Consider the following 25,150-nt stretch of genomic DNA (forward strand, 5'->3'; position numbering starts at 1 on the left):
AAGGAAGCACCCTTATGTTTTCACGCAGACATCCGTTTATGTTCTTTATCATGGTCATGGCCGGAATCATGGCCGGCACCGTCATTTTGCTTACCCTGATCGTTTCCTCGCGGCTGGGACGATCCGTCATGCCCGAGGGGGAGCAGGTGGGGGTGATCGAGATTGCCGGTGTGATCTCGGACGCCCGGACCATTTGCGATGACCTGAAATCGTTCCGGGAGGATGAAAACATCAAGGCCATCGTGATCCGCATCGACAGCCCCGGCGGCGGCGTGGGCCCGTCCCAGGAAATCTACCGCGCCATCGGCAAGGCCCGCGAGAAAAAACACGTCATCGCCTCCATGGGCGCCCTGGCTGCTTCCGGGGGCTATTACGCCGCCGCCGCCACCGAGGGCATCATGGCCAGTCCCGGCACCATCACCGGCAGCATCGGCGTGATCATGGGGTATACCAACTTCAAGGATATCTTCGATAAGGTCGGTCTGGTGCCCGTGGTCATCAAAAGCGGTGATTTCAAGGATACGGGCTCACCGGTCCGGGACATGCGCGAGGATGAAAAGATCTTTCTCCAGAAATTCGTCGATACCATCCACGATCAGTTCGTGCGCGACGTGTCCACCGGCCGAAACATGCCCTACGAGACGGTTCAATCCCTGGCCGACGGCCGCATCTACGCCGGCTCCGAAGCCATGGAACTCGGCCTCGTCGACCGCCTGGGCAACCTGGAGGACGCCGTGGACTGGGCCGGAGAACTGGCCGGCATCGAGGGTGAGATCACCGTGGTCTATCCCCCCGAACCCAAACGATCCCTCATCGAATACCTGACCGATTCCACCATTGACGGTATCACGAAAATCATCGGCGAAGCTCACATCAGCGGCGGCTATCTCTATCGCCCGGGTTTGTAGCCCCATATGTTGGGTGTTCACCACGGAGTCACGGCGAGCACGGAGAAAAAAAGGAAAAGGGAGAAGATAAAAACAGGCCTTCGGCGACCCTGCCGGGGGCCAAACTTTTGAAAAGTTTGACAAACGGGATTTCTGGCCTCTCACAAAGGCACAGAGTCACAGGGAAAAACAAGGCATATCACCGGGCAAAGCCCGTGAAAACGCTGCACCATCCCGCCTAATACACACCACCGCCCCGCAAAAACAATGGCCCATATGAGGTCGGGTTGAGGAATGTAATCCGACAAATAACCGTAATAATTATAAAAATATGTCAACGACGGCAATGGCCATTTTCTTTCTGCCTCAAACGCCACACGAGAGCACATGCCGCAAACCATACACCATGTCTTTGCCAACCCACCCAAGACGTATTCGGAGAGGGAATCTTTGTCTGCTGCTCTTTTGCTTGACTTCCTGGTGAGGATGATATCTATTTTTAAATAATTTTTACGAACTCGAAAAAAAAGTCACGTTTCAGACGGCTCCGGAAAAAGTTCGAGGTCAAGGATTGCGAATCCCTAAGGAGGGAGTATTGACTTTCTTTAGCATAGTAAAAGTGGTAATAGACCAACATTGACGGTTTTGTAACACCTTGCCACATTGAACGGAGGCCCTTGATGTACGCAAACATTTCCGACTTGCTTAAACAAATCGCGTTGGGTGAAGATTCTGTTCTTGAACTTAAATCCGTCGAGTTCAGCGGCAACAAAGTGACCGGCCCCCACAGCGACGGCATGGCCGACGAACTGGCTGCCATGGCGAATACCGTCTCCGGTGTCGTTGTGCTGGGAGTGGACGACAAAACCCGGGAAATTAGAGGGATACCGCCGGAGAAACTGGACATGGTCGAAGGCTGGGTTCGCTCGATCTGCAACGACTCCATCGAACCCCCGCTTGATTGCGTGATTCGCAAGCTCATTTTGCCCGATCAGCAAGGCGGTGAGAAACTCATCGTGCGAATCGACGTGCCCCGCAGTCTGTTTGTCCACAAAAGCCCGAATGGTTATTTCAGGCGCATCGGCAGTTCCCGGCGCGAAATGAAACCGGATGTTTTGGCGCGGCTCTTTCAGCAACGGAGTCAGGCCCGGCTCATTCGCTTCGATGAACAAACAGTACCGGGTACGTCGATCAATGATTTGAATCCTAAGTTGTGGAATAGGTTCCGGACAGTGATCTCACCCAAAGACGATCAGGAATTTCTCGAAAAGATGAAGCTGATTGCCACGGAGGAAGACGACACCATGCGGGCAACGGTCAGCGGCATCCTCATGGCCGCAGATACCCCGGAGTCTTTCATGTCCAGTGCGTTCATTCAGGCTGTCTGTTATCGCGGCATCGAACGCAACGCCGCCTATCAACTGGACGCCAAGGATATCACGGGGCCGTTGGATACCCAGATAAGGGATGGCTGCAAGTTTGTGGAGCGGAATATGCGTGTCTATGCCGTCAAAGCCCCCAATCGGATCGAAATGCCCCAGTTTTCCATGAATGCGGTCTTCGAAGCGGTCGTCAACGCCGTCGCTCATCGGGATTACTCCATTTACGGCTCCAAGATTCGTCTGCATCTGTTTTCAGATCGACTGGAACTGTTCTCGCCCGGTTCGATCCCCAACACCATGACCCTTGACAGTATTTCGGAGCGGCAATCGGCACGGAACGAATTGATCAGCTCTTTGTTGGCCCGTTGCCCGATGAATGTAAACGCGATCGGCAGCCAGAGAAACTTCATCATGGACAAACGCGGCGAAGGCGTACCGATCATCATCACCGAAAGCGAGAGGCTGTCGGGAAGAAAACCGGAGTACAGACTCCTCGATGACTCCGAGTTGATGCTGACCCTGTTCGCCGCAAAGCCGCCCCATGGCGTGGATTGATTGTGCGAATATTTTTAACGGATAGATTGCGATTTTGGACGCCTGCGAGGAAGCAGCGCTAAGTACCTGACGGGGAGTCGCCTGTCATGCTGATGATATTGAAAATAACGTTGGTTCATAAAAGCAATTTCATTTGAATCGCATAGGGGATTAGGACATGAGTGAAGGCAGGCCGGGGGATCATCCGTTAACCGATATGCTGTACCATGGAGCTTCTATTATGGATGATGAAGGTGACGCATTGATTCGTGAGCTGGTAGAATCAAAAGGGTTAGGATATGCCAGGGATTGGTTTGAAAAAAAATTGTATCAAGTGCCGTATGATAGGATGATGATCATTAATGAGTTGCATAAACTGATTGAAAGCAGCCATAGCACTATTGCTGATGATATAATATAGCTCATCATATTAATTTAGAATTTTTGTATGCATTCCGTTTGACATGATGTTTCAATGTATATGCTATTATGTCTATACATGAACAGCCGTGCATGAAGGAGGTGCTTCATGTCCATGACACGTGTTTTTAGATCCGGAAATAGTCAGGCGGTTCGGATTCCCAAAGAGTTTTCCGTTCCATTCAAGGAACTTGAGATATTTCAGCGAGGGAATGAAATTGTATTGAGGCCGCCGGGTAAAGGGTTGGAGCGGGCCTTTGAGTTGCTTACAGAGCTGCCGGATGATTTTTTTCCCGATGGCAGGGACGATGCTGTTCCGTAAGACCGTGAGGGATTGTGATGGCCGCGACATACCTTTTCGATACGAATATCTGTATCTATATTCAAAGAAACAAACCCCAATCGGTGCTTGAACATTTCAAAACGCTTAAGCCCGGAGAAGCGGCTATTTCCATCATCACATGGGGTGAGCTTTTGTCCGGCGCAGAAAAAAGCAGTCGGAAAAATGATGTTTTGGCACTGCTCAACGAGTTTGCTGTTCTTGTTCCCGTGCTGCCCATGCCCGAGCATGCAGGTATAACCTATGCTGCCATAAGAGCGCGTCTTGAAATACAGGGGAACCCCATCGGCAATAATGACCTTTGGATTGCCTCCCATGCCAAAGCCGACAATTTATGCCTGGTGACAAACAATGAAAGGGAGTTTTCACGAATTCCCGGATTGATGGTCGAAAATTGGGTGAGGTGAGGGGAACGGTGTCAAAGAAAAGCGGGGCTTTAAAATAATCAGGGGCTATGACGTTGGTCATAGCCCCTTGATTTTTTATTTTCTATGGTGCCCAGGGACGGAATCGAACCGCCGACACGGGGATTTTCAGTCCCCTGCTCTACCGACTGAGCTACCTGGGCCCGTCGAAAACGCTGCATTTATAGAGTTTATGAGGGGTATTGTCAAGAGGTATTTTAGGTAAGATCCCCAAAAAGATACTGGGCCAGGGCGCAGGCGGTGAGGCCGGCGGTTTCTGCCCGGAGGATGCGGGGGCCTAAGGTTGCTGTAACAAAGCCGTTTTCCCGGGCGCGGGTCGCCTCATCGTCGGAAAAGCCGCCTTCGGGCCCCAGGAGGAGAACGATGCGCCGGGGACTTTTTCCCGCAGGGTTTGCCGTGGGAATCGGCTGATGGGCGTTTTCCCAGAACATGATGTTCAGATCGTCGGCATGGGTGCTTTTGAACAGGTCCTCAAGGGTGATCGCCTCGGAAATGTCGGGGAGTTGAGAACGGCGGCATTGCTTGAGAGACTCCCGGGCGATTTTTTCCCATCGTTCCCTGCGTGCCTTGATTTTTGACGCTTCGGGCCGGGCCACGCACCGGGAGGACAGGACGGGAAGAAAGCGGTTGATGCCCAGCTCGGTCAGCGGCCGGATCAGATCGTCCATCTTTTTGTCTTTCAGATAGGCCTGGGCCAGGGTGATGTGAACGGGCGATTCGGTTTTCCCCTCCCGTGTTTCCCGGACGGCCAGTGTGACAACGCCGGGCTCCATGGCCGTGATGTCGGCAAGGTGTTCCTGTCCCCCTCCGTCGATCAGGCAGACGGTGTCCCCCACGGAAAGGCGCAGCACGTCTTTGAGATGGCGGGCGTCCTGTCCGGAAAGGGTGGCGGTCCGGCCGTCGATGGCCGAGTCTGAAATGAAGAAGCGTCTCATACCCGGCTTTTTATCAGGCTTTGGATCGGTCTGTAAAGATCTACCCGGCCGGATGAAGAAAAAGTGTTCACCTGTAAAATTCTTCCTTGACAAGCCATTCGGGATCGGCTATTGAACCCGAATCAATATAAACGTTTCATTTTAAGGATACATTCATGGCGTTCGGTTTCTCAGGCAACTTTTATTTTTGGTACTATTATTATAGCACCGGTTTGCCTGGGCGTGCGCTGAAACAACCACACAGTTAAGCGTAAAACAGCCGTGGTAAACCAACCAACCACGGCGTGACATACAGATTCTAAAAGGCCGTGGAGACGAAAACTTCACGGCCTTTTTTTATGCTTGCCAACTCACGGAGCGACAACATGAGCAACATCGGCAAAATGATCAGATTCGAGCGTATTTTCAATCGGTCCACGGGTAAAACCATCATCGTTCCCATGGATCACGGCATTTCGGTGGGCCCCATCCCGGGCGTGATCGACATGAAAGCCAGCATCCAGCAGGTGGCCATGGGCGGGGCCAACGCCATCGTCGAGCACAAGGGCCTGGTGGGAGAAGGCCTTCGGGGCAAGGGGCCGGACATCGGGCTGATCGTGCATCTGTCCGCGTCAACCAACCTGTCCCCCTATCCCAACGCCAAGACCCTGGTCTGTTCGGTGGAGGAAGCCATCAAGCTGGGTGCGGACGCCGTGTCGGTCCATGTGAATCTGGGGAACGGCGATGAAAAGGAGATGCTCCGGGATTTCGGCAATATCAGCCGGGACTGCCGCGAATGGGGCATGCCGCTTCTGGCCATGATCTACGCCCGGGGCGAGAAGATCAAGGACGGTTTCCATAAGGATGTGGTCAAACATTCGGCCCGGGTGGGCGCCGAGATGGGGGCGGACATCGTCAAGGTGCCGTACACCGGAAGTCCCGAATCCTTCCGTGAAGTGACCGAAGGCTGCACGGTGCCCGTGGTGATCGCCGGCGGTGAGAAGATGGATTCCGACGAGGAAATCCTGGAAATGGTCAAAGGCTCGGTGGATGCGGGCGGTGCAGGCGTTTCCATCGGCAGGAACGTGTTCCAGCATAGGAACCCCCAGCGCATGGTCGAGGCCATGGCGGCGCTGATCCATCGGGGGCTCGATCTGGACGACGCCCTGAAGATCCTGAAAAACGCTTGATTTATCACATCAGTTTAATAAGATGCCTGCGGCGCAAGGCGGGGCCTCTTTCTAAGATAAGCTGTTCAATTCCATGCATAATAAAAAAAACAATAAGGATATGACATGAAAAAGATATGGGTTAAAATCGATCCCTGGGACAAGGACCTGGTCACCACCGCACTGGAATCGGGGGCGGACGGTATCATGGTTCCTGCGGGATACTCGGCCAGGGTCAAGGAGCTGGGCATCATCACCACCATTGCCGAAGACGGCGACATCGTCCCGGGCAAGGATATCGAAACCATCGCCATCACCCACGGGGACCAGGAAGAGGCGATCATGACGCTGTCCCGCAAGAAAATGGTGATCCTCGAATGCACGGACTGGACGATCATTCCCCTTGAAAATCTCATCGCCAAGGGCGCCGACGTGATCGCCACGGTCAGGTCGTTCGAGGAAGCCCAGCTGGCCTTCGGTATTCTGGAAAAAGGGGTGAACCAGATCCTGCTCCATACCACGGACCCGGTGGAATTGAAAAACGCCCTGTCCCTGCTCCGGGAAAACGAGGAAACCACGGAGCTGACCGTGGCCCAGATCCTGGAGGTGACCCCCGTGGGCATGGGTGACCGGGTCTGCGTGGACACCTGCACGGCCATGGAAAAAGGTCAGGGCATGCTGGTCGGGAACAGCAGCAGCACCCTGTTTCTCGTTCACGCCGAAACCGTGTCCAACCCCTATGTGGCGCCCCGCCCCTTCCGGATCAATGCCGGGGCGGTCCATGCCTACACCCGGGTGCCCGGGGGGAAGACCCGCTACCTGTCCGAGCTTGCCGCCGGGGATTCCATTCTGATCCACGACGCCAAGGGTCGGGCCACCATCGGCATTGTCGGTCGGCTGAAAATCGAAAAACGCCCCATGATGCTGATCCGCGCCCTGGTCGACAACCGGGAGGTGACCACCATCGTGCAGAACGCGGAAACCATCCGTCTGACCTCGCCCGAGGGGGAACCCCTGTCGGTGGTCGGTCTGAAAAAAGGCGACAAGGTGCTTGTGGCGACCGAAGAATGCGGACGGCATTTCGGTCATAAAATCGAAGAAACCATAACCGAAAAATAAGAGACCATGACCACTTACGAAACGAAACCGGCAGATGACGAATACCGGCGCAAGCTTCAGGTCCTGCGGGAGACGATCGACTCCATCGACGATAACATTGTCGCCCTGATCAACAAGCGTTTGAAGGTCAGTCAGGAGGTCGGTGAACTCAAGCAGCGCTTTGATAACAAAGTTCTGGACAAGTCCCGGGAAATCGAGATCATGAACCGGCTGTGCACACTCAATCAGGGCCCTGTCAGCAACACCGTGCTTCAGTATATTTTTTCCGTGATCATGTCGGCGTCCCGGGAGCTTCAAAAGCCCCTTCTGATCGCCTACCTGGGGCCCGAAGCCACCTACACGCATATCGCGGCCCTCAGTCATTTCAAACATTCCGGCCGGTTCGTTCCCCAGAAGAACATCACGGAAATATTCACCGAGGTGGAACGGGGGGCCTGCCAGTACGGGGTGGTTCCCGTGGAGAATTCCATCGAGGGCGCGGTCAATCATACCCTGGACCTGTTGTTCGAATCCGATGTGAAGATTTGCGCCGAGCAGTATCAGACCATCTCTCACGACCTGATGTCCGAAACGGGGGATATCCGGGATATCAAGGTGATTTATTCCCATCCCCAGCCCTTTGCCCAGTGCCGGAACTGGCTCCAGCGCCATCTCCCGGACGCGATTCTCGAAGAATGCAGCAGCACGGCCCATGCGGCCCAGAAAGCGGTGGGCCGGAAAGACGCCGCCGCCATCGCCAGCAGCAAGGCCGCCCAGGTCAACTGCCTGAAGATCGTCGAATCGCGGATCGAGGATTCGTCCAAAAACGAAACACGGTTCCTGGTCATCGGCAAGGACGACATGCCCTTTACCGGCAAGGACAAGACCTCGATCATGTTCGTGACCTCCCACGTTCCCGGCGCCCTGTTCAAGGCCCTGGAACCGGTGGCCCGGGCCGGACTGAACATGGTCAAGCTCGAGTCCCGCCCCACCAAGAGCGAGAACTGGAACTACTTTTTCATCATGGACATCGAAGGGCATCTCGATGACCCCAAGATCAAGGAAATTCTGTCGGTGATGAAGCACCTGTGCCTGTTCATGAAGGTTCTGGGGTCCTACCCCATCGACGAGAAGGGCTTGAAAAAGATATGAAACCATCTGCCATCAATACGAAAACCTGTCTTTACGGCGTCCTGGGTGATCCGGTGTCCCACAGCCTGAGCCCGTTGATGCACAACACGGCCTTTGAGGCCATCGGCTACAACGGGGTGTACCTGGCCTTCGGCGTCAAGGATCCGGCCGGGGCCGTGGCCGGGATCCGGGCGCTTGGGATCCGGGGGGCCAGCGTGACCATTCCCCATAAGATCCGGATCATGGATTATCTCGATGAGATCGATGAAAAGGCCCGCGCCATCGGAGCGGTCAACACCATCGTCAACCGGGACGGACACCTCTTCGGTTACAATTCGGACTGTCTGGGTGCCATGCAGGCCCTCCGGGACGTGACGCCGATCAAGGGCAAAACCGTGGTGATCGCCGGAGCGGGCGGGGCGGCCCGGGCCATTGGTTTTGGTATTCTGGCCGAAGGGGGAAAACTGACCATTCTGAACGAGATCAAAGAGGAAGGCGACGCCCTGGCGCGTGACCTCGGCGTGGATTGTTATCCTCTGGCGGAGCATGCGAATCACCCCTGTGAAATATTCATCAACGCCACGCCGGTGGGCATGACGCCCGACGTCTCGGCCATGCCGGTGGATCTGGCCTTTCTCAGGCCGGGCATGACGGTGATGGATATCGTCTACAACCCGTTGACGACCCGCCTTCTGGCCGAAGCCGACGCCGCCGGCTGCAAGACGGTCGACGGACTTGCCATGTTTGTGTACCAGGGTGTTTCCCAGTTCGAAAGCTGGACCGGGAAAAAGGCGCCGGTCGATCTGATGCGCCGGGTGGTTTACGAAGCCCTGGCCTCGGCCTGAGAGCGATGTGACACGGATCCGATTGATTTGAAAAAAAGGATGAATGACCTATGTACAGTGTAAAAACGAAGGAAATCCGGAACTGCGACGTGATGGTTCCCGGTTCGAAAAGTTATACCCACCGCATTCTGATCGCCTCGGCCCTGTCCGACGGCCCCTGTCGCCTGTCCAACTGCCTGAGGAGCGAGGATACCCTGCTGACGGCCGAAGCCCTGAGAACCATGGGCGTGTCCATCGTCGATGACGGCGATCAGTTCCATGTGGAAGGCTCCGGTGGGAACCTGAAACCTGCGGACAAGGACATTTACCTGGGCAATTCAGGCACGTCCATGCGGCTTCTCACCGGTGTCGCGGCCCTGGGGCAGGGCGTGTACACCCTGACCGGCACGCCGCGTATGCAGGAGAGGCCCATTCAGGATTTGATGGACGGTCTCGCCCAGATCGGCGTGTTTTCCCGGTCGGTCAAAGGAACGGGGTGTCCGCCCATCGAGATCCATGCCGGAGCCGTCGAGGGTGGGGACATGGCCCTTGATTGCAGCCTGAGCAGCCAGTTTCTTTCCTCGGTGCTTTTGATGGCGCCGCTCACCAAAAAGGGGATCACCGTCCGGATGATCCGGGATCTGGTATCCAAACCCTATGTGGACATGACCGTGGATATCATGCAGCGTTTGGGGGTTCGGGTCGAGAGGGACGGGTACGCATCGTTTTATGTCCCGGGCGATCAGACTTATGCCCATGGCGACTACGCGGTCGAGCCGGACTGCTCCCAGGCCGGTTATTTCTGGGGCGCCGCCGCCGTCACCGGAAAAACCATCAAGGTCCGGAATATCCGTGAAACGTCCCGCCAGGGCGACGTGAAATTCGCCCGGGTGCTTGAGCGGATGGGCTGCTCGGTCTCCTATGAGGATGACGGCATCGCCGTCACGGGCGGGCCCCTCAAGGCGGTTTCCGTAGACATGGAAAGCATGCCCGATATCGTGCCCACCCTGGCCGTGGTGGCCTCCTTCGCCGAAGGCACCACGGAAATCACCAACGTGGCCCATCTCAAGGAAAAGGAATGCGACCGACTGAACTGTGTGGCCATCGAGTTGATCAAGATGGGCATCGACGCCAGGGCCACGGATTCCGGCCTGATCATCCGGGGGGGCAGCCATGTGGGGGCACACATCGAAACCTATGACGATCATCGCATGGCCATGTGTTTTGCCATATCGGGTCTTCGGGTCCCCGGGGTGGTCATCCGTGATCCGGGCTGCGTGAAGAAATCCTTTCCCAATTTCTGGGAGGTGTTCGAAGGGCTTTACGCATGAGCAATCTTTATCTGACCGGATACCGGTGCACGGGAAAGACCAGTGTGGGGCGGAACCTGGCCGACATGCTCGGCTGGTCCTTTGTCGATGCCGACCGGCTTCTGGTTGACGAGGCGGGGATGAGTGTGGCCGAGATCGTTGCCCGTTTCGGCTGGGAGGATTTCAGGGATCGGGAAAGCGCGGTGTTAAAGCGTCTGTCCGAAAAAAACCGTCAGGTCGTGGCCACCGGGGGCGGTGTGATCCTGAGGGACGTAAACCGGGACATCATGAAAAAGACGGGCAGGGTCGTCTGGCTCAAAGCCTCCGTGTTGACCATCGCCCGTCGCATGGAAAATGATTCGGTGACCGGAGACCAGCGTCCGGGCCTGACCGATCAGGGCGCGATCCGTGAAATCGAAACCGTTTTGAACGAGCGGACGCCCCTTTACACGGCGGCCATGGATATGGCGGTGGACACCGACGGACGGTCCATCGATGATATCTGCCGGGAGATCGCAGGGCAGGGCCTTTGACGCAAGAGCCTGATGGGCACGCTGCGCTTTGCCCATCCTACGATGTTGTGCCCATCAATGTAATTTGGAACAACGACCAACAGCGCCGCCGGGGTTTTTGGCCGGCGCGACAACGCATAGACGAGGATTGACATGCCGGGAAACGTATTTGGAAAAATGTTCAGCATCACCACCTGGGGCGAATCCCATGGACCGGGACTCGGAGTCGTCGTCGACGGCTGCCCGCCGAACATCCCCCTGGATGAAGCCGTGATCCAGGCGGTGCTGGACCGGCGCAAGCCGGGCAAGGCCCTGACCAGCACCAGCCGCAAGGAGCCGGATCGGGCGGAAATTCTGTCGGGGGTCTTCGACGGAAAAACCACGGGAACGCCCATCATGATCATGGTCCGGAACACCGACGCCAAATCGAAGGATTATTCAAACCTGTCCCGCGTGTTCAGGCCCGGCCACGGGGATATCACCTACCAGGCCAAATACGGCATAAGGGATCACCGGGGCGGTGGACGGTCTTCGGGCCGGGAAACCGTGGGGCGTGTGGCAGCCGGGGCCGTGGCCTTCGAGCTGCTCAAACGTCATGGGATCAGGATTTACGCTTATACCATCGAGCTGGGTGGGGTGAAGGCCGACAAACGGAATCTTTCCGACATTCCCAACAATCAGTTTTTCTGCCCCGATGCCGAAGCGGCCAAAGCCATGGCGATACGGGCCGCAGAGGTCAAGGCCGAAGGCGACTCCATCGGAGGCATCGTCGAGATTATCGCCACCGGGGTTCCCCGCGGGCTGGGTGACCCGGTCTTCGACAAGCTCGATGCGGATCTGGCCAAGGGCCTGATGAGTATCGGCGCGATCAAGGGCGTGGAAATCGGATCGGGCTTCGACGCGGCGCGTATGACGGGCCGTGTCAACAATGACCCCATCACCCCCGAGGGATTTGTAACGAACAACGCCGGGGGCATCCTGGCGGGGATTTCCAACGGGGACACCCTTGTCGTACGGGTGGCCGTGAAACCGATTCCCTCCCTTTCCCTGCCCCAGGATACCGTGGACTTGGACAATAACCCGGCGGTGGTCTTAACCGAAGGACGGCACGACGTGTCGCCCATTCCCCGGATCAATGTGGTGTGCGAGTCCATGACGGGGCTTGTGCTGGCCGATCATCTCCTGCGACAGAAGGCGATTTCATGAAACCTGTGACCCTTGGCATCATCGGAGGAACCGGCGGCATGGGCCGTCTGTTTGAAAAAATATTTATCAGGGCCGGTCATCGGGTCCTGATCGCCGGACGGAAAACCGACCTTGGTTATGTGGATCTGGCCCGTCAAAGCGACGTGATTATTCTGAGCACGCCCCTTTCTTCGGCCCTTGAGATCTGCGAGGCGATCGGTCCCCATCTCGGCGAAGAACAGGCCCTGATGGATTTCTGCTCGCTCAAGGAAGAGATCGTCGAAAAGATGGCCGCCTGCACCCGGGCCCAGGTGGTGGGAACCCATCCCATGTTCGGACCGTTCACCGAGTCGCTGGCCGGTCAGAACATCATTCTCTGCCCGGCCCGGGGTGAATCCTGGTACCTGTGGATCGAGAAGGAATTCAAAAACGAGGGGGCCGTGGTGTCGACCATGACCCCCTCCGACCATGATCGCGCCATGGCCGTGGCCCAGGGTCTGACCCATTTTCTGACCATCTGCATGGGCCGGACCCTTCAGAAACTCGACATGTCACCCGCCGACGTCGGTCCGTATTCGACCCCGATTTTCAAGCTGAAAAACGACCTGATCGGCCGTCTGTTCGCTCAGGATCTGGATCTGTACGCCACCCTGGTGGGGGGCAATCATTATGTCAAAGAGGTGCTTGATCTGTTTCTGTCGTCGGTGCATGAGGGCAGAGGAGCCCTGCTCTCCGGGAATCATGATACGGCGGTCTCATTTCTTCAGGATATCCGGACGTTTCTTGGGGATTTCTGCCAGTCGGGCCTTTCCGAAAGCAACAAGATCATGCGGTCCGTGGTCTGTTCCGACAAAAAGCAGGCGAAAACGGCCGGGTAGGGGCCGATCATGCGAGCCCCTTTGAATCATTGATAAAAATCATCTTGACTTTATCTCCCGTATTCCATACATCTATGACTATTGAAGCCACGTTTGTCTGTGCGCACAATGTTCATGTCTTATTCGTCTCAATTCTGATTTGACAAACCGACGTTTTACTTCGATCCGGTGAGTGATACGCATCAGCGGCGGCCCTGCCGTGCCTGCTGATGAAACAATACCTGAGGTCCGGATTGCCGCCCGACGGGCAATCATGGTGGTTTGGGGAAACCATCGCGCACATGATGCGGGAGGCCTCCGGCCTGGGGCCCTAACACAAAACCAAACGGAGGGTGTCGATATGAACGAGCAAAGCGTGTATCTGGAAAAACCATGGCTGAAGTTTTATCTTGATGAAGTGCCCCCTGAACTCGACTACAAGAAGCTGTTTTTGACGGACTACCTCGATGCGTCGGTCCGGGACTTTCCCGACAAAATGGCCTTGAATTTCCAGGGGTACACGGTGTCATACCGTAAGCTCGGCACCATGATCGACAAAATGGCCACCTGCCTGGTGCAGCTGGGCGTCAAAAAAGGAGACCGGGTGGCGATTTTGCTGCCCAATCTGATTCCCTGCGTGGCGGCCTATTACGCAACCATCAAGGTCGGCGGGGTGGTGGTGATGAACAACCCCCTTTATACGGACCGGGAGCTTGAGCATCAGTTCAACGATTCCGGGGCCACGGTGTTGTTCACCCTGGATCTTTTGTGCAACCGCATGATCGATCTCAGAGCCCGGACCGGAATCCGCGATATCATTTATACGTCCATCGGCGATTATCTGCCCTTTCCCAAAAGCCTTCTTTTTCCGCTGGTCGCCAAAAAGAAAAAACTGGCCGCCGACGTCAAACCCGCCGACCGGGTGTATCGCTGGAAGGAGATGCTCAAGACCTATCCGGCCTTCGATTCCCATGTGCCGGTGGACTGGGAGGACGTGGCCATGCTTCAGTACACGGGCGGAACAACCGGAGCCTCCAAAGGCGTCATGCTCACCCATGCCAACATCAGTTGCCAGATCCAGCAGGCCGTCAGCTGGTTCCCCATGTTCAAAAAAGGGGAGGAAACCACCTTGAGCGCCCTGCCGTTTTTTCATATTTTCGGACTGACCACGGCGATGAATTTCGCCATCGCCATGGGCTGGGGAAATATCCTCGTGGCCAAGCCCCAGCCGGAACAGCTTCTTGAAACCATCCGCAAGTTCAAACCCACCTTCGCGCCCCTGGTTCCGACGATGTTCATCGGTATGCTGGCTCACAAGGACATCGATAAAACCGACCTCTCCTGCATCAAGGGGTGCTTTTCGGGCAGCGCGCCCCTGCCGGTCGAGGTGATCAAGGCCTTTGAGGAAAAATCCGGAGCGGTGATCGTCGAGGGTTTCGGCATGACGGAAACCTGTCCGGTGACCCATATGAATCCCTTCGATCCGGCCCGGCGCAAGGTCGGCAGCGTGGGGATACCGGCCTCGGATACCCTGGCCCGGATCGTGGATCTTTCGGGCAGCATGAACGACGTGCCGGTGGGTGAGACCGGCGAACTTTTGATCAAAGGTCCCCAGGTGATGAAGGGCTATCACAACAATCCTTCGGCCACGGCCGAAGCTCTGGTCGACGGCTGGCTGCGCACCGGCGATATCGCACGCATGGACGAGGACGGGTACTTCTACATCGTGGATAGGATCAAGGACATGATCATTTCGGGCGGTTACAACGTCTATCCCAGGGATATCGACGAGGTGCTCTACGAACATCCCAAGGTGGTGGAAGCCTGTTCCATCGGCATTCCCCATCACCATCGGGGGGAAGCCATCAAGGCCTTCATCGTGCTCAAGGAAAACGAAACCGCAACCGCCGAGGAGATTATCGCGTTCTGCGAAAAACATCTGGCGAAATACAAACTGCCCACGGAAATTGAGTTCCGCAAGGAACTTCCCAAAACCAATGTGGGAAAAATTCTCAGAAAAGATTTGAGACACGAGGAAATGCAAAAGCGCAATCAACAAAACTGATGCCCCGTCTTTTCGGCATCGGTTTGAATAGAGTCGTTCCAGGTGACGGGCACGCGTCGCTATGTTCCTTCTGTCAGGCGAAACAGGACAAAAGGGGGCATGTGATGCGTGCCCGTCGTGTTTTTTAGTTTTCTTTGCCGTCATGTGACGTCGAAAGGCGCTCCGGAATTGTTCATCGGATCGAAGTCTGTTTTGGCCCTGCCAATTTCCAGTCACGATTTTTGATGAAATCGTCAGCTTCGTTGACAGGCCCCGGGCTTATGGAGTATTCTATGATACCAAAAACGGGGTGCCTCCCGTGATGTGCCTGAACGAACGCTTCTGTATACTCATTTTTTTCAAAATGCGGCTTAGATCGAACCGGTTTGATCGGCCTTGACGTGTAAACGAGCCATCCATTTTATGATGCGGGAAAGGTGACAACGGCGATGACGGATTCCCAGACCATGCCGGAACAGCGGCCGGAGGACACCGCGTTGGCCCTTCTTCCCGGGATCATCCATGAGCTGCTTGAGGGGGTTCAGCTTATCGGATACGATGAGCGATACCTTTATCTCAATGACGCCGCCTGCCGGCACGGACGAAAATCCAGGGAGACCCTGCTTGGACGGACCCTCGGTGAATGCTATCCGGGTATCGAGAAGACCGAAATGTATGCGGTTCTTAAACGTTGTCTGACCGATCGGGTTCCCGGGGTCATGGAAAACGCGTTCACGTACGACGACGGCGCCACGAGCTGGTTCGAGATTCGTTTCGAACCGGTTCCGAATGGGGTTCTGGTTCTGTCCATCGACATCAGCGCCCGCAAGCAGATTGAACAGAACCGGTCGAACATGGTGGACCTGCTGGATCTGATCAACCGGGCCGACGATCGTAATCAGTTTTTCCGATCGCTTGTTCCGGTAATGAAAACATGGTCGGGCTGTGAAGCGGTGGGTATCCGGATCAGAGAAGGGGACGATTTTCCCTACGCAGCCGCCTGTGGCTTCCCCGAGCCCTTCGTTCGGCAGGAAAGCAGGCTTTGCCGCCTGGATGATCACGGCCGGATCATCAGGGATGAGAAAGGGGTCCCGGTGATGGAGTGCATGTGCGGCAACGTGATTCAGGGACGATACGACAGCACCGAAGATTTTTTTACGGCGGACGGCAGTTTTCGGACCAATTCGACCACCGAGTTTATGGCCCGGAATCAGGCGTCGGTGTTCACCCGGGGGCTTCGTAATCATTGCAATAAAATGGGCTATGAATCCGTAGCTCTGATACCGCTCAGATCCCGCGAGACAACCTTTGGCCTTCTTCACTTCTGCGACAGGCGAAAAGATCGGTTTTCTCCTGAACGGGTGGCCCAGCTCCGATGGATGGCGGACAATATCGCCATGTTTCTCGCCAAAAAAGAGGCCGAGGAAAATATTTATCGCCTGAACAGTCGCCTTGCGCGGTTGACCCGGGTCGTTCAGGATCTGTCCCTGATCGCCGATGAACAGAGTATTGGTGAGATCGTCGGTCATGCGGCTCGCGAACTTTTGGATTCGGATCGTTCGAGTTGTATGTTAAACGGGGGGGCCTGCGTGTCCGCTCCGGATGAATCGTTTGATTGCGTCTGGATCAGCGACTGGGTCATGACACATGGGCAGGCCGTCGATCTTGGGGATATTTCCCGGGATCATCCGTTGACCCGGGGCAGAGACTGCCCTCCCGATCTGACCAGCCTTCTGGTGATTCCCATCGGACGCCCCGATGCGGTGGGCACGTTGGGGGCTTACTGGTCAAGCTATCATCTTCCCACAAGGGAGGACCGCCAGATCCTGCAGGCCCTGGCCGAGGCCGCCCTGGTGGCCCTGGAACGGATTCGGGTCCATCGGGATTTCGAGCGCTCCAAACAGCAGTATCGGAATCTGGTTGAAAATCTCAATGACGTGGTGTTCTATCTGGACCGGGAGGGGCGGTTTCAGTATGTCAGCCCGGCCGTCAGCGCCTACGGTTATTCGTTCGAGGAGCTTCTCGGCCGTGATTTTGCGACATTGGCTCATCCGGACGATGCCGACGAGCTGAAAAAAATGCTGGCCGGAACCCTGGCCGGGTACGACGATTCCTACGAATGCCGGGTTCTGGATAAACGAGGGGATACCCGGTTTGTTCGTCTGTCCAGCCGTGCCGTTTACCAGAGCGGCAAAGCGGTGGGTATCACCGGCCTGATGGTGGACATGACCGGCAGGAAGCGCGCCGAAGAACAGATAAAGAATGCCCAGAGAATGGAAGCCATTGGAACGTTGGCCGGCGGTATCGCCCACGATTTCAACAATATTCTTTCGTCGATCATCGGTTTTACCGAACTGTCCATGGACGATGTCGATGAAGAGACGGAGGTGGGGATCTACCTCCAGGAAATCTTTTCCGCCGCCAATCGGGCCAGGGGGCTGGTCAAGCAGATCCTGACTTTTGCCCGCCAGTCCGATGAAAAAGTCAAGCCCATTCAGGTGGGACCCATTGCCAGGGAGGCCGTCAAATTCATCCGGTCATCCACGCCCAGCACCATCACCATTCATCATGATATCAAGAGCGAGGCCCTGATCATGGGCAGCGCCGGCGAGGTTCACCAGATTTTCATGAGTTTGTTCACCAATGCCGTTCAGGCCATGGAAGACAGGGGCGGTGTTTTGACGGTGACCCTCAGGGAAACCTTTGTCGACGAAAAAGGTCTGGGACCTGCGGTGACGGTGAAATCGGGGCCTACTCTGGTTCTGACCGTGACCGATACCGGTGTCGGGATGGACGCCTCGGTTTCGAGCCGGATTTTTCAACCCTACTTCACCACCCGCGAGGTCGGTCAGGGATCGGGTATGGGCTTGTCCATCGTCCACGGCATTGTCGAGCGGTACGAAGGGGCGATTACGGTCGTCAGCACCCCCGGTGAAGGCTCGACCTTCACTGTCTATCTGCCGATTACCGACAGCGGCGTGGTGGATCTTGCGGACAGGAGCCCGGATGCTCTGCCTCAGGGGAATGAACGGATTTTGTTTGTGGATGATGAGTACGCCATTGCCCGGATCGGCACCCAGGTGCTGGAGCGTTTGGGCTATCAGGTGGAAATGCGCACGGACAGCATGGATGCCCTTATGCTGTTCAAAGAGAAGGCCGGGGAATTCGATTTGGTTATCACGGACATGACCATGCCCCTGATGACCGGAGACACCCTGGCCATGGAAATGATCAAGATCCGAAGCGATATCCCGATTATTCTCTGTACGGGATACAACCATAAGATTTCCCCGGAACGGGCCAGGCAGATCGGTATCAAGGCCTTTGCCCACAAACCTGTTCTCAAGGCGGATATCGCCAATGTGATACGAAGGGTTTTAGACGACGCCAAAGGAGCTGACCATGCATAGTATTCTCGTGATCGATGATGAAGATTCAAGCTGCCGTCTTTTCCGAGTCATTCTTGAAAAGGCCGGTTATACGGTTTATACGGCGTCCAACGGACGCGAGGGTCTGAAGGTGCTTGCGGAACATGATCCGGACCTGGTGATCACCGATATTATCATGCCGGTGATGGAGGGCGTCGAAACCATCATGAAAATCCGCAAGGATTATCCCGGGAAAAAAATTATCGCCATGACCGGTCACGGGCGCCTCGGCCACATCGGCCTCGATATCGCCGACAAACTCGGCGTGGAACTTTCTTTTGAAAAACCCTTTCGAAAAGACGACATTCTTCAAAAAATAAGAGATCTGCTCGGAGAAAAAGAGGAGGGATGAAAACCTTTGTCAACGATGTGTAACACCTTCCTTTCGCCTGCCCGATACGGATGATCAATAATGATTGTTGCATCACTCCGCCCAGTATTATCCCCAACGGCGTCCGGCTTCACAGCATCGTTCAAACCGGAATCGAATCAAAATGCCCCTGAGGATCAATGAATCTTACCCTTGATCCTTATTTCTTGTCTCCTTATTTTTTGTGTGGTAAGTATCGGTTATAATTTGTTTTTTTACGATCGCAAGAGAACGCGGCGCCGCAGGTTTTTCGATACGCCATGCTTTGGAACCCCGAGGCCGCTGTCACATGGTTTTGTTGAATTGATGCGTTGGATAGTGGGGGGAAACGATGGGCCAGACCGAACTGCAGGATTATGTCAATAATCGCAGACGTCGCAATTTGTTCGTTTACACAATCCTGGCCATGCTTGCCTATCAATTTTCTTTCGGGGTCATTTACCTGGCAAAGGCTCTGGGGCCTTCGGGTTACGATTATACTGCAATCAAGCTGTGCTATCTGGCGTTCATGGCGTGCAGCACGTCGGCACTTGCCATGATTCGTTTGAAAAAACAAATCACAAAAGCCTACATTTTTTTTATTCTTCATTATCAGTCCGTGGTCTGCATTTTGATCTCTGCCTATATTATTTATGAAATGGGAGACAAACGGTATCTTGTTCTCATCGGTTGCCAGGTCATACTGATGTTCGTGTTCATCCAGTCGAATCTCATTGTCTCACTTTTTACGATCCTTTTTACCGCGTTCATCTATCTTTCCGCATCCTATATCGGAATCTATTACACTGCACAGCCAGGCTCGTTTTTGAATGAGGTGCTTTACATTCTTATTTTTGTTCCCGTCTGTGTTTTTATTGCGTACATGTCAAATAAAATGCAGGAGCAACAAAAGCAGATTAAAAAACACGGCGAATCACTCAAAAAAACACATGCGGAACTGAAAGCCCACAACGAAAAGATGATGGAAAGCATACGGTATGCAGAACTGATTCAGCGGTCCCTGCTGCCGGGGATTGAAAGAATCAAGGCCATCAGTCCGGACAGTATGTTTATCTGGATGCCCAAAGATATTGTCGGGGGCGATATTTTTTACACATACACCAATCCGTCGTACTCGATTGTCTGTCTGATGGATTGTACGGGCCACGGCGTTCCCGGTGCGTTTTTGACCATGATCGTTTATTCTGAAATCAGAAAAATCATCATGGACGAGGCCTGCCGTGAGCCGTCTGAAATACTGAAACGCCTGAACAGGGCGGTGAAACACGTCCTTCACAATCATTATGACAATGACGCCGATGACGGCCTCGACGCATGCATTTGCATTATTGATCCATCCAATAAGAAAGTGACCTATGCCGGCGCCCGGATCGCACTATTTTATGTAAAGAACGGGACGGTTTACCGAGAAAACGGGGACAAACAGAGCATTGGCTACAAAGACTCGGATGATGATTACGATTTCACAAATTATGTTATAGACGCAGGTGAACGCTGCACGTTTTACATGAAAACAGATGGATTTACAGATCAATTGGGCGGGGAAAAACGCCGGCGTTTCGGGACCGATCGATTCAAACAGCTGATCATGGCCCATCACGGTCTGCCCTTCAACGAGCAGCGGAGCATTTTTTTGAATGCCTTGCAGACCTATCAGGGTGATCAACAGCAGGTCGATGATATCACCCTGATCGGATTCCGCGTCTAACGTCCAATCAAAGCGCCTTGAACCGGTTGAAAAAGTCGTTGCCCTTGTCGTCGACCAGGATGAAGGCGGGGAAATCCTTGACACGGATCATGAAAACGGCTTCCATGCCCAGTTCGGGGTAGGCGATGACCTCGACCTTGGTGATGCAGTCTTTGCCCAGGCGCGCACCGGGGCCCCCGATGGAACCCAGGTAGAAGCCGCCGTGGGTTTTGCATGAATCGGTGACGGCCTGAGATCTGTTGCCCTTGGCCAGCATCACCAGAGAGGCGCCCTCTTTCTGGAACAGGGGAACGTAAGGATCCATGCGGGCGGCGGTGGTGGGACCGAAGGAACCGGACGGCATGCCTTCGGGGGTCTTGGCCGGGCCCGCGTAATAGATGATGTGGTTTTTGACGAAATCAGGCAGACCTTCGCCCCGGTCCAGGGCTTCCTTGAGCTTGGCGTGGGCGATGTCCCGGGCCACCACGATGTTGCCGGTGAGCAGCAGGGGCGTTTCCACGGGAAGCTTTGACAGATCGGCCCGGATCTCAGCCATGGGCCGGTCCAGATCGATGGAAACCGCCTGATCCTGGGCGATATCGATTTCAGGCAGATACCGGGCCGGATCGGTTTCAAGCTGTTCGAGGAAAATGCCGTCCCGGGTGATCTTGCCTTTGATGTTGCGATCTGCGGCGCAGCTGACGCCCACACCCACCGGGCAGGACGCACCGTGACGGGGAAGGCGGATCACCCGGGCGTCCAGACAGAAATACTTTCCCCCGAACTGGGCGCCGATGCCCAGATCCCGTGAAATCCGCATCACGACCTCTTCCAGGTCCAGGTCCCGGAACGCCTGTCCCCACTGGCCGCCCGTTGTGGGCAGGGTATCCAGATAACCGGCCGAGGCCAGCTTGACGGTTTTCAAGGTCATTTCCGCCGAGGTCCCCCCGATGACGAACACCAGGTGATAGGGCGGGCAGGCCGCCGTGCCCAGGGCGATCATTTTTTCCTTCATGAACCGGGTCAGGCTGTCGGGGTTCAAAAGGGCCTTGGTTTCCTGGAAGAGGAAGGTCTTGTTGGCCGATCCGCCGCCTTTGGCGATGAACAGAAAGCGGTAGTCGTCACCCGGTACGGCCTGGATGTCGATCTGAGCGGGCAGGTTGTCGCCGGTATTTTTTTCCGCATACATGGACAGGGGCGTGTTCTGGGAATAGCGCAGGTTGTGGGTTTGATAAGCGTCGAATACGCCCTTCGTAAGAGCCGCCTCGTCGTCTGCACCCGTCCATATCTGCTGTCCTTTTTTCCCCATGACGATGGCGGTGCCGGTGTCCTGGCACATGGGGAACCGGCCTTCGGCCGAAATGACGGCGTTCTTGATCATCTCCAGAGCCACAAACCGGTCGTTGAACGAGGCCTCCGGATCACTCAGGATCCCGGACAACTGGTTGAGATGGGAGGGCCTGAGCAGATGGGACACATCCCTGAACGCTTCCCGGGCCAGATGTTCGAGGATAGATGGGTCGACGACGATCATGTCGTGACCCTCAAAGGATCTGACGGTCACAGAGTCCTGGGTCAGACGGCGATAGGGCGTCAGGTCCGGGCCAAGTTCAAAGACGGGATAATGGTGAAATTCCTTCATGGTTCCTCCAACGATCGGCGCCGGCAGACACGGGGGCTACATGCCGTCCATGTCCCGGCTGATGCGTTTTTTCTGATTTCCGGCCCGTTTGGCCCAGGCCGGATCATGGCGAAGATAAAGACCGGCCAGTTCATTGAACTGGACGGCCAGATTGTAATTTTTTTTGGCGAGCCAGGCTTCGGCCAGATAGAAATAGCCGGGACCGTCTGAGGGGTTCAGCCCCACGGCCCTTTCGAGCAGGCGAATGGCGCCGTCGTAATCCTGTTTTTCAAGCAGTCGGTAACCCGAAAGGGTCAGGTCGTGTGACGCGAGCATCCGGGAGTCGGGCATGTGCCCGGACTGTTGCTCCGTGGCGACCATTTCCGGAACGGGAAGTCCCTTTTCCGGAAGTGTGTCGGCGGGTCGGGGCCGGGGCAGGGAACACCCCGAAACAACCATCAGGGCCAAAGCCGGAAGCATCGGAATCATTTTATTGAAAGAAATTTTTAAAACCATGGTACCACCTTTTGAAAACATGGGGCCGTGCGTGAAGCGGACAGGGGATTTCCGGCTGGTTCTCGTTCAGAAACACCTCGTCATAGGTTTCGGGGCATCGCATGAACGCTGCCAGTTCCCCGCTCTGACGGCACACGTTTTTCTTTACCACACCCGGAGGGATTGTAAATGCGTTTTCTGAAATGTAACCGGGCATGGATTGGACCAGTTCGGCAAAGATCGGGATGGCGGCTCCGGCGCCGGTGGACTGGATCGAATCTCCCTGGTCAAACCCTACCCAGACAAGGGCCAGCACGTCCGGCGTGTAGCCGATGAACCAGGCATCTTTATAGTCGTTGGTGGTGCCGGTCTTGCCGGCCAGGGGAAAGGTGATGCCCAGGCGTCCCAGCGATTGGGCCGTGCCGTCCTTGACCACGGATTCGAGCATGGAGGTGATCAGATAGGCCTTGGCCGGCGTGATCACCGGGTGAATGTTCATGTGGCGTCTGACCAGAATGACCGCGTTTTCGTCGGCCACATCCTTGACCGAAAGGGGAAAGGGCTGGATACCGTCGGCGGCGAAGGCGCAGTAGGCCCGGGCCAGTTCCAGGGGAATGACTTCAAACGCCCCAAGAGCGATCGACGGATAGGGCGACAGCGGGGTTGAAAAGTTGAACCGTGAGACTTCCTCCGCCACGGTTTCAAGGCCTCCGCGCATGACCATGGACACGGCGGCCCGGTTGCAGGACAGTCTCAGCATGTCCCGGACCGAAACCGTTTTATCCGGAATGTCGCCGAAGTTTTCCGGGGTCCAGAGGGTACCGTGGTCCATGTAGCTGATGGGTTCGTTGGACAGAAGGTCCGAGGGTTTGAACACATCGAGGAGGGACGCCGTGACAATGGGTTTGAAACAGCTTCCCGGCTGGCGCCTGGACTGGGTGATGCGGTTGAACTGACTTGTCGTGTAATCCCTGCCGCCCACCATGGCCAGGATGTTTCCGGTCCGGGGCTGCAGCACCACGATGGCCCCCTGGACGGCTTTGTCCGGGTCATCCCGCTTGAGCGACGGAATGGCGTCTTCCAGGCGTTTTAGCCCATTTTCCAGAGCCTGTTCCGCAGCGGCCTGGACATCGGTGTCCAGGGTGGTGTAAATGGAAAAGCCCTGGCTGGACAGGGTCGTTTCCGGATAGAGTTCGGTAAGCTGCCGGGAAACGTAGTCGAGGAAATAGGGGGCCTTGCGGTTGTATTTTTGATACCCCACCGTTTTGATGGGCTCGGCCAGGGCCAGGCGAAGTTCCTCGTCGGTAATCCATTGTTTTTTTGCCATGGCCTGAAGAACCTGATCCCGTCTTTCCCGGCATTTATCAGGATGGGCATAGGGTGAAAACAGGTTGGGGCCTTTGATGATTCCGGCCATGAGGGCCGCCTCGGAAAGGGTCAGGTGTTTGACCTCCTTGCCGAAATAAAATGCGGCGGCTTCCCCCACCCCGTTGATGGATACCGAGCCTTTCTGCCCGAAATAAATCTCATTCAGATAGATTTCAAGGATTTCATCCTTGCTGTATTTCATCTCCACGGCAACGGCGATGAACAGCTCGTTGATTTTCCGCTTGAGGGTTCTCTCCGGTGTGAGGAAATAGTTTTTTGCCAGCTGCTGGGTCAGGGTGGATCCGCCCTGACGGATGGAGCCGTACCTGATGTTGGTGTACAGTGCCCTCAGGATGCCTATGGGGTCGACCCCGAAATGGGTGTTGAAACGGTTGTCCTCGGCGGCCATGACCGCGTCGGCCAGAAAGTCGGGTACATCGTCGATTGAAACGATCCGCCGAAGCTCCCGTTCACTGCCGAAAAATTGCATGATCACTTCGGATTCCAGCTCCACCAGGGAGATGGGGCCATCGGTGTCGGTAAGCCGGATGTGACGGATCAGGCCGTCATCGATGGTGATAAGGGCTGAAAAACCTTCACGGCTGTTGTCCGGAAGATTCAGATCTTTGAAATAGATTTCCATGCCCGCTTCGATAACCCGGTATTCCCCCTTTTTTTCAGGAGGGCCTGTTTTTTTCCGGTAGCCCAGTCGCCTCAGTTTGTCTTGAAGGGTATCGATGTGGACATGTTTCCCCGGGAAAAGAAGGGTGGTATCGGAGTAGACTGTGGAGGGGATTTTCCATTTCCGGCCTGAAAAGCGTTTTTCAATATGTCCGGACAGGTACAGGCAGTAGCCCAGCATCATCAGGGCTCCGACGACCAGAATGGCAACGGTGCTCCAAAAGCCTTTTTTTATAAAAGAAAGCATTGTATTATCAAAGGGTTGAAGCTATCCTTCTCCTATGGGTTCAGCGCACGTTGGTCACTACGTTATTACATTTGGCGCCGGAAAGGAAGCACGAAAGCGGATGGGACGGAAGGATGAAAAAGATCAAGCCGTTCGGAGGAGAACTATGGCAGTAGACCCTCGCTGAACGGCTTGAAGGGGATCGCGTGACTGCCATCACCGATCACACCATGCACACATTT

The 25,150-nt window shown here is 55.4% G+C and carries 21 protein-coding genes and 1 tRNA gene; 17 read left to right on the forward strand and 5 right to left on the reverse strand.

The window, feature by feature from the left end:
- Positions 1-14 precede the first annotated feature (14 nt).
- From sppA to vapC, 5 genes are all read left to right on the forward strand, one after another.
- Positions 15-908: a signal peptide peptidase SppA gene (gene sppA / locus ACYQ11_RS03775; protein ID WP_459922411.1), complete on the forward strand. Its 894-nt coding sequence runs from the start codon at positions 15-17 to the stop codon at positions 906-908.
- Between the two features lie 659 nt (positions 909-1,567).
- Complete coding sequence (locus ACYQ11_RS03780; protein WP_459922412.1) at positions 1,568-2,824, forward strand: ATP-binding protein; 1,257 nt, start codon at positions 1,568-1,570, stop codon at positions 2,822-2,824.
- Positions 2,825-2,981: 157 nt separating this feature from the next.
- A complete protein-coding gene (locus ACYQ11_RS03785; protein WP_459922413.1) occupies positions 2,982-3,224 on the forward strand; it encodes a hypothetical protein in 243 nt (80 codons plus the stop codon).
- A 108-nt stretch (positions 3,225-3,332) separates the two neighbouring features.
- Positions 3,333-3,545, forward strand: a complete 213-nt coding sequence (locus ACYQ11_RS03790) for an antitoxin (protein WP_459922414.1) — start codon at positions 3,333-3,335, stop codon at positions 3,543-3,545.
- Positions 3,546-3,562: 17 nt separating this feature from the next.
- Positions 3,563-3,970: a type II toxin-antitoxin system tRNA(fMet)-specific endonuclease VapC gene (vapC, locus tag ACYQ11_RS03795; protein WP_459922415.1), complete on the forward strand. Its 408-nt coding sequence runs from the start codon at positions 3,563-3,565 to the stop codon at positions 3,968-3,970.
- A gap of 85 nt (positions 3,971-4,055) precedes the next feature.
- Here vapC and ACYQ11_RS03800 read toward each other — a convergent pair.
- Both ACYQ11_RS03800 and ACYQ11_RS03805 read right to left on the reverse strand, forming a co-directional pair.
- Positions 4,056-4,131: transfer RNA gene (locus tag ACYQ11_RS03800), tRNA-Phe, on the reverse strand.
- A 54-nt stretch (positions 4,132-4,185) separates the two neighbouring features.
- Positions 4,186-4,923 carry a 16S rRNA (uracil(1498)-N(3))-methyltransferase gene (locus tag ACYQ11_RS03805; RefSeq protein ID WP_459922416.1) on the reverse strand — a complete coding sequence of 246 codons (738 nt, stop codon included), beginning with the start codon at positions 4,921-4,923 and terminating at the stop codon, positions 4,186-4,188.
- A gap of 365 nt (positions 4,924-5,288) precedes the next feature.
- Here ACYQ11_RS03805 and ACYQ11_RS03810 point away from each other — a divergent pair, with 365 nt between their 5' ends.
- The 12 genes from ACYQ11_RS03810 to ACYQ11_RS03865 all read left to right on the forward strand — a co-directional run bounded on the left by ACYQ11_RS03810 (position 5,289) and on the right by ACYQ11_RS03865 (position 20,538).
- Entirely contained in the window at positions 5,289-6,092 is an 804-nt protein-coding gene (locus ACYQ11_RS03810; RefSeq protein ID WP_459922417.1) for a 2-amino-3,7-dideoxy-D-threo-hept-6-ulosonate synthase, read from the forward strand.
- A gap of 105 nt (positions 6,093-6,197) precedes the next feature.
- Positions 6,198-7,190, forward strand: coding sequence for a 3-dehydroquinate synthase II (locus ACYQ11_RS03815; RefSeq protein ID WP_459922418.1), 993 nt, complete (start codon positions 6,198-6,200; stop codon positions 7,188-7,190).
- A gap of 6 nt (positions 7,191-7,196) precedes the next feature.
- The gene (gene pheA / locus ACYQ11_RS03820; RefSeq protein WP_459922419.1) at positions 7,197-8,321 is read left to right on the forward strand and encodes a prephenate dehydratase; all 1,125 of its coding nucleotides are present in this window, start codon (positions 7,197-7,199) and stop codon (positions 8,319-8,321) included.
- Complete coding sequence (locus ACYQ11_RS03825; protein WP_459922420.1) at positions 8,318-9,145, forward strand: shikimate dehydrogenase; 828 nt, start codon at positions 8,318-8,320, stop codon at positions 9,143-9,145. The genes pheA and ACYQ11_RS03825 overlap by 4 nt, the downstream gene beginning before the upstream one ends.
- 50 nt (positions 9,146-9,195) lie before the next feature.
- Positions 9,196-10,455: a 3-phosphoshikimate 1-carboxyvinyltransferase gene (gene aroA / locus ACYQ11_RS03830; RefSeq protein WP_459922421.1), complete on the forward strand. Its 1,260-nt coding sequence runs from the start codon at positions 9,196-9,198 to the stop codon at positions 10,453-10,455.
- Complete coding sequence (gene aroL, locus ACYQ11_RS03835; protein WP_459922422.1) at positions 10,452-10,967, forward strand: shikimate kinase AroL; 516 nt, start codon at positions 10,452-10,454, stop codon at positions 10,965-10,967. Before aroA ends, aroL begins: the two co-directional genes overlap by 4 nt.
- A 132-nt stretch (positions 10,968-11,099) precedes the next feature.
- On the forward strand, positions 11,100-12,152 hold the full coding sequence (gene aroC / locus ACYQ11_RS03840) for a chorismate synthase (protein WP_459922423.1): 1,053 nt from the start codon (positions 11,100-11,102) through the stop codon (positions 12,150-12,152).
- Positions 12,149-13,009 carry a prephenate dehydrogenase/arogenate dehydrogenase family protein gene (locus ACYQ11_RS03845; protein WP_459922424.1) on the forward strand — a complete coding sequence of 287 codons (861 nt, stop codon included), beginning with the start codon at positions 12,149-12,151 and terminating at the stop codon, positions 13,007-13,009. Before aroC ends, ACYQ11_RS03845 begins: the two co-directional genes overlap by 4 nt.
- Before the next feature lie 340 nt (positions 13,010-13,349).
- Entirely contained in the window at positions 13,350-15,053 is a 1,704-nt protein-coding gene (locus ACYQ11_RS03850; RefSeq protein WP_459922425.1) for a long-chain-fatty-acid--CoA ligase, read from the forward strand.
- Positions 15,054-15,481: 428 nt separating this feature from the next.
- Complete coding sequence (locus ACYQ11_RS03855; RefSeq protein ID WP_459922426.1) at positions 15,482-18,442, forward strand: PAS domain S-box protein; 2,961 nt, start codon at positions 15,482-15,484, stop codon at positions 18,440-18,442.
- Positions 18,435-18,812: a response regulator gene (locus ACYQ11_RS03860; protein WP_459922427.1), complete on the forward strand. Its 378-nt coding sequence runs from the start codon at positions 18,435-18,437 to the stop codon at positions 18,810-18,812. The genes ACYQ11_RS03855 and ACYQ11_RS03860 overlap by 8 nt, the downstream gene beginning before the upstream one ends.
- A gap of 349 nt (positions 18,813-19,161) precedes the next feature.
- Positions 19,162-20,538: a PP2C family protein-serine/threonine phosphatase gene (locus ACYQ11_RS03865; RefSeq protein WP_459922428.1), complete on the forward strand. Its 1,377-nt coding sequence runs from the start codon at positions 19,162-19,164 to the stop codon at positions 20,536-20,538.
- A 7-nt stretch (positions 20,539-20,545) separates the two neighbouring features.
- Here ACYQ11_RS03865 and ACYQ11_RS03870 read toward each other — a convergent pair whose 3' ends face one another.
- From ACYQ11_RS03870 to ACYQ11_RS03880, 3 genes are read right to left on the reverse strand one after another with little or no spacing between them, the layout of a single operon-like run.
- The gene (locus ACYQ11_RS03870; protein WP_459922429.1) at positions 20,546-22,159 is read right to left on the reverse strand and encodes a fumarate hydratase; all 1,614 of its coding nucleotides are present in this window, start codon (positions 22,157-22,159) and stop codon (positions 20,546-20,548) included.
- A gap of 36 nt (positions 22,160-22,195) precedes the next feature.
- Positions 22,196-22,654: a tetratricopeptide repeat protein gene (locus tag ACYQ11_RS03875; RefSeq protein ID WP_459922430.1), complete on the reverse strand. Its 459-nt coding sequence runs from the start codon at positions 22,652-22,654 to the stop codon at positions 22,196-22,198.
- Positions 22,629-24,929, reverse strand: coding sequence for a PBP1A family penicillin-binding protein (locus tag ACYQ11_RS03880; RefSeq protein ID WP_459922431.1), 2,301 nt, complete (start codon positions 24,927-24,929; stop codon positions 22,629-22,631). Before ACYQ11_RS03880 ends, ACYQ11_RS03875 begins: the two co-directional genes overlap by 26 nt.
- Positions 24,930-25,150: the final 221 nt, after the last annotated feature.

Source organism: Desulfatiferula olefinivorans (genome assembly GCF_054657895.1).

Bases quoted from the DNA above. Each gene is read 5' to 3' on its own strand.
- aroL (WP_459922422.1), top strand. From the start codon at position 10,452: ATGAGCAATCTTTATCTGACCGGATACCGGTGCACGGGAAAGACCAGT.
- aroC (WP_459922423.1), top strand. From the start codon at position 11,100: ATGCCGGGAAACGTATTTGGAAAAATGTTCAGCATCACCACCTGGGGC.
- ACYQ11_RS03870 (WP_459922429.1), bottom strand. From the start codon at position 22,159: ATGAAGGAATTTCACCATTATCCCGTCTTTGAACTTGGCCCGGACCTG.
- aroA (WP_459922421.1), top strand. From the start codon at position 9,196: ATGTACAGTGTAAAAACGAAGGAAATCCGGAACTGCGACGTGATGGTT.
- sppA (WP_459922411.1), top strand. From the start codon at position 15: ATGTTTTCACGCAGACATCCGTTTATGTTCTTTATCATGGTCATGGCC.
- pheA (WP_459922419.1), top strand. From the start codon at position 7,197: ATGACCACTTACGAAACGAAACCGGCAGATGACGAATACCGGCGCAAG.
- ACYQ11_RS03875 (WP_459922430.1), bottom strand. From the start codon at position 22,654: ATGGTTTTAAAAATTTCTTTCAATAAAATGATTCCGATGCTTCCGGCT.
- ACYQ11_RS03845 (WP_459922424.1), top strand. From the start codon at position 12,149: ATGAAACCTGTGACCCTTGGCATCATCGGAGGAACCGGCGGCATGGGC.
- vapC (WP_459922415.1), top strand. From the start codon at position 3,563: ATGGCCGCGACATACCTTTTCGATACGAATATCTGTATCTATATTCAA.
- ACYQ11_RS03780 (WP_459922412.1), top strand. From the start codon at position 1,568: ATGTACGCAAACATTTCCGACTTGCTTAAACAAATCGCGTTGGGTGAA.
- ACYQ11_RS03855 (WP_459922426.1), top strand. From the start codon at position 15,482: ATGACGGATTCCCAGACCATGCCGGAACAGCGGCCGGAGGACACCGCG.
- ACYQ11_RS03805 (WP_459922416.1), bottom strand. From the start codon at position 4,923: ATGAGACGCTTCTTCATTTCAGACTCGGCCATCGACGGCCGGACCGCC.
- ACYQ11_RS03825 (WP_459922420.1), top strand. From the start codon at position 8,318: ATGAAACCATCTGCCATCAATACGAAAACCTGTCTTTACGGCGTCCTG.
- ACYQ11_RS03790 (WP_459922414.1), top strand. From the start codon at position 3,333: ATGTCCATGACACGTGTTTTTAGATCCGGAAATAGTCAGGCGGTTCGG.
- ACYQ11_RS03880 (WP_459922431.1), bottom strand. From the start codon at position 24,929: ATGCTTTCTTTTATAAAAAAAGGCTTTTGGAGCACCGTTGCCATTCTG.
- ACYQ11_RS03785 (WP_459922413.1), top strand. From the start codon at position 2,982: ATGAGTGAAGGCAGGCCGGGGGATCATCCGTTAACCGATATGCTGTAC.
- ACYQ11_RS03815 (WP_459922418.1), top strand. From the start codon at position 6,198: ATGAAAAAGATATGGGTTAAAATCGATCCCTGGGACAAGGACCTGGTC.
- ACYQ11_RS03860 (WP_459922427.1), top strand. From the start codon at position 18,435: ATGCATAGTATTCTCGTGATCGATGATGAAGATTCAAGCTGCCGTCTT.
- ACYQ11_RS03810 (WP_459922417.1), top strand. From the start codon at position 5,289: ATGAGCAACATCGGCAAAATGATCAGATTCGAGCGTATTTTCAATCGG.
- ACYQ11_RS03850 (WP_459922425.1), top strand. From the start codon at position 13,350: ATGAACGAGCAAAGCGTGTATCTGGAAAAACCATGGCTGAAGTTTTAT.
- ACYQ11_RS03865 (WP_459922428.1), top strand. From the start codon at position 19,162: ATGGGCCAGACCGAACTGCAGGATTATGTCAATAATCGCAGACGTCGC.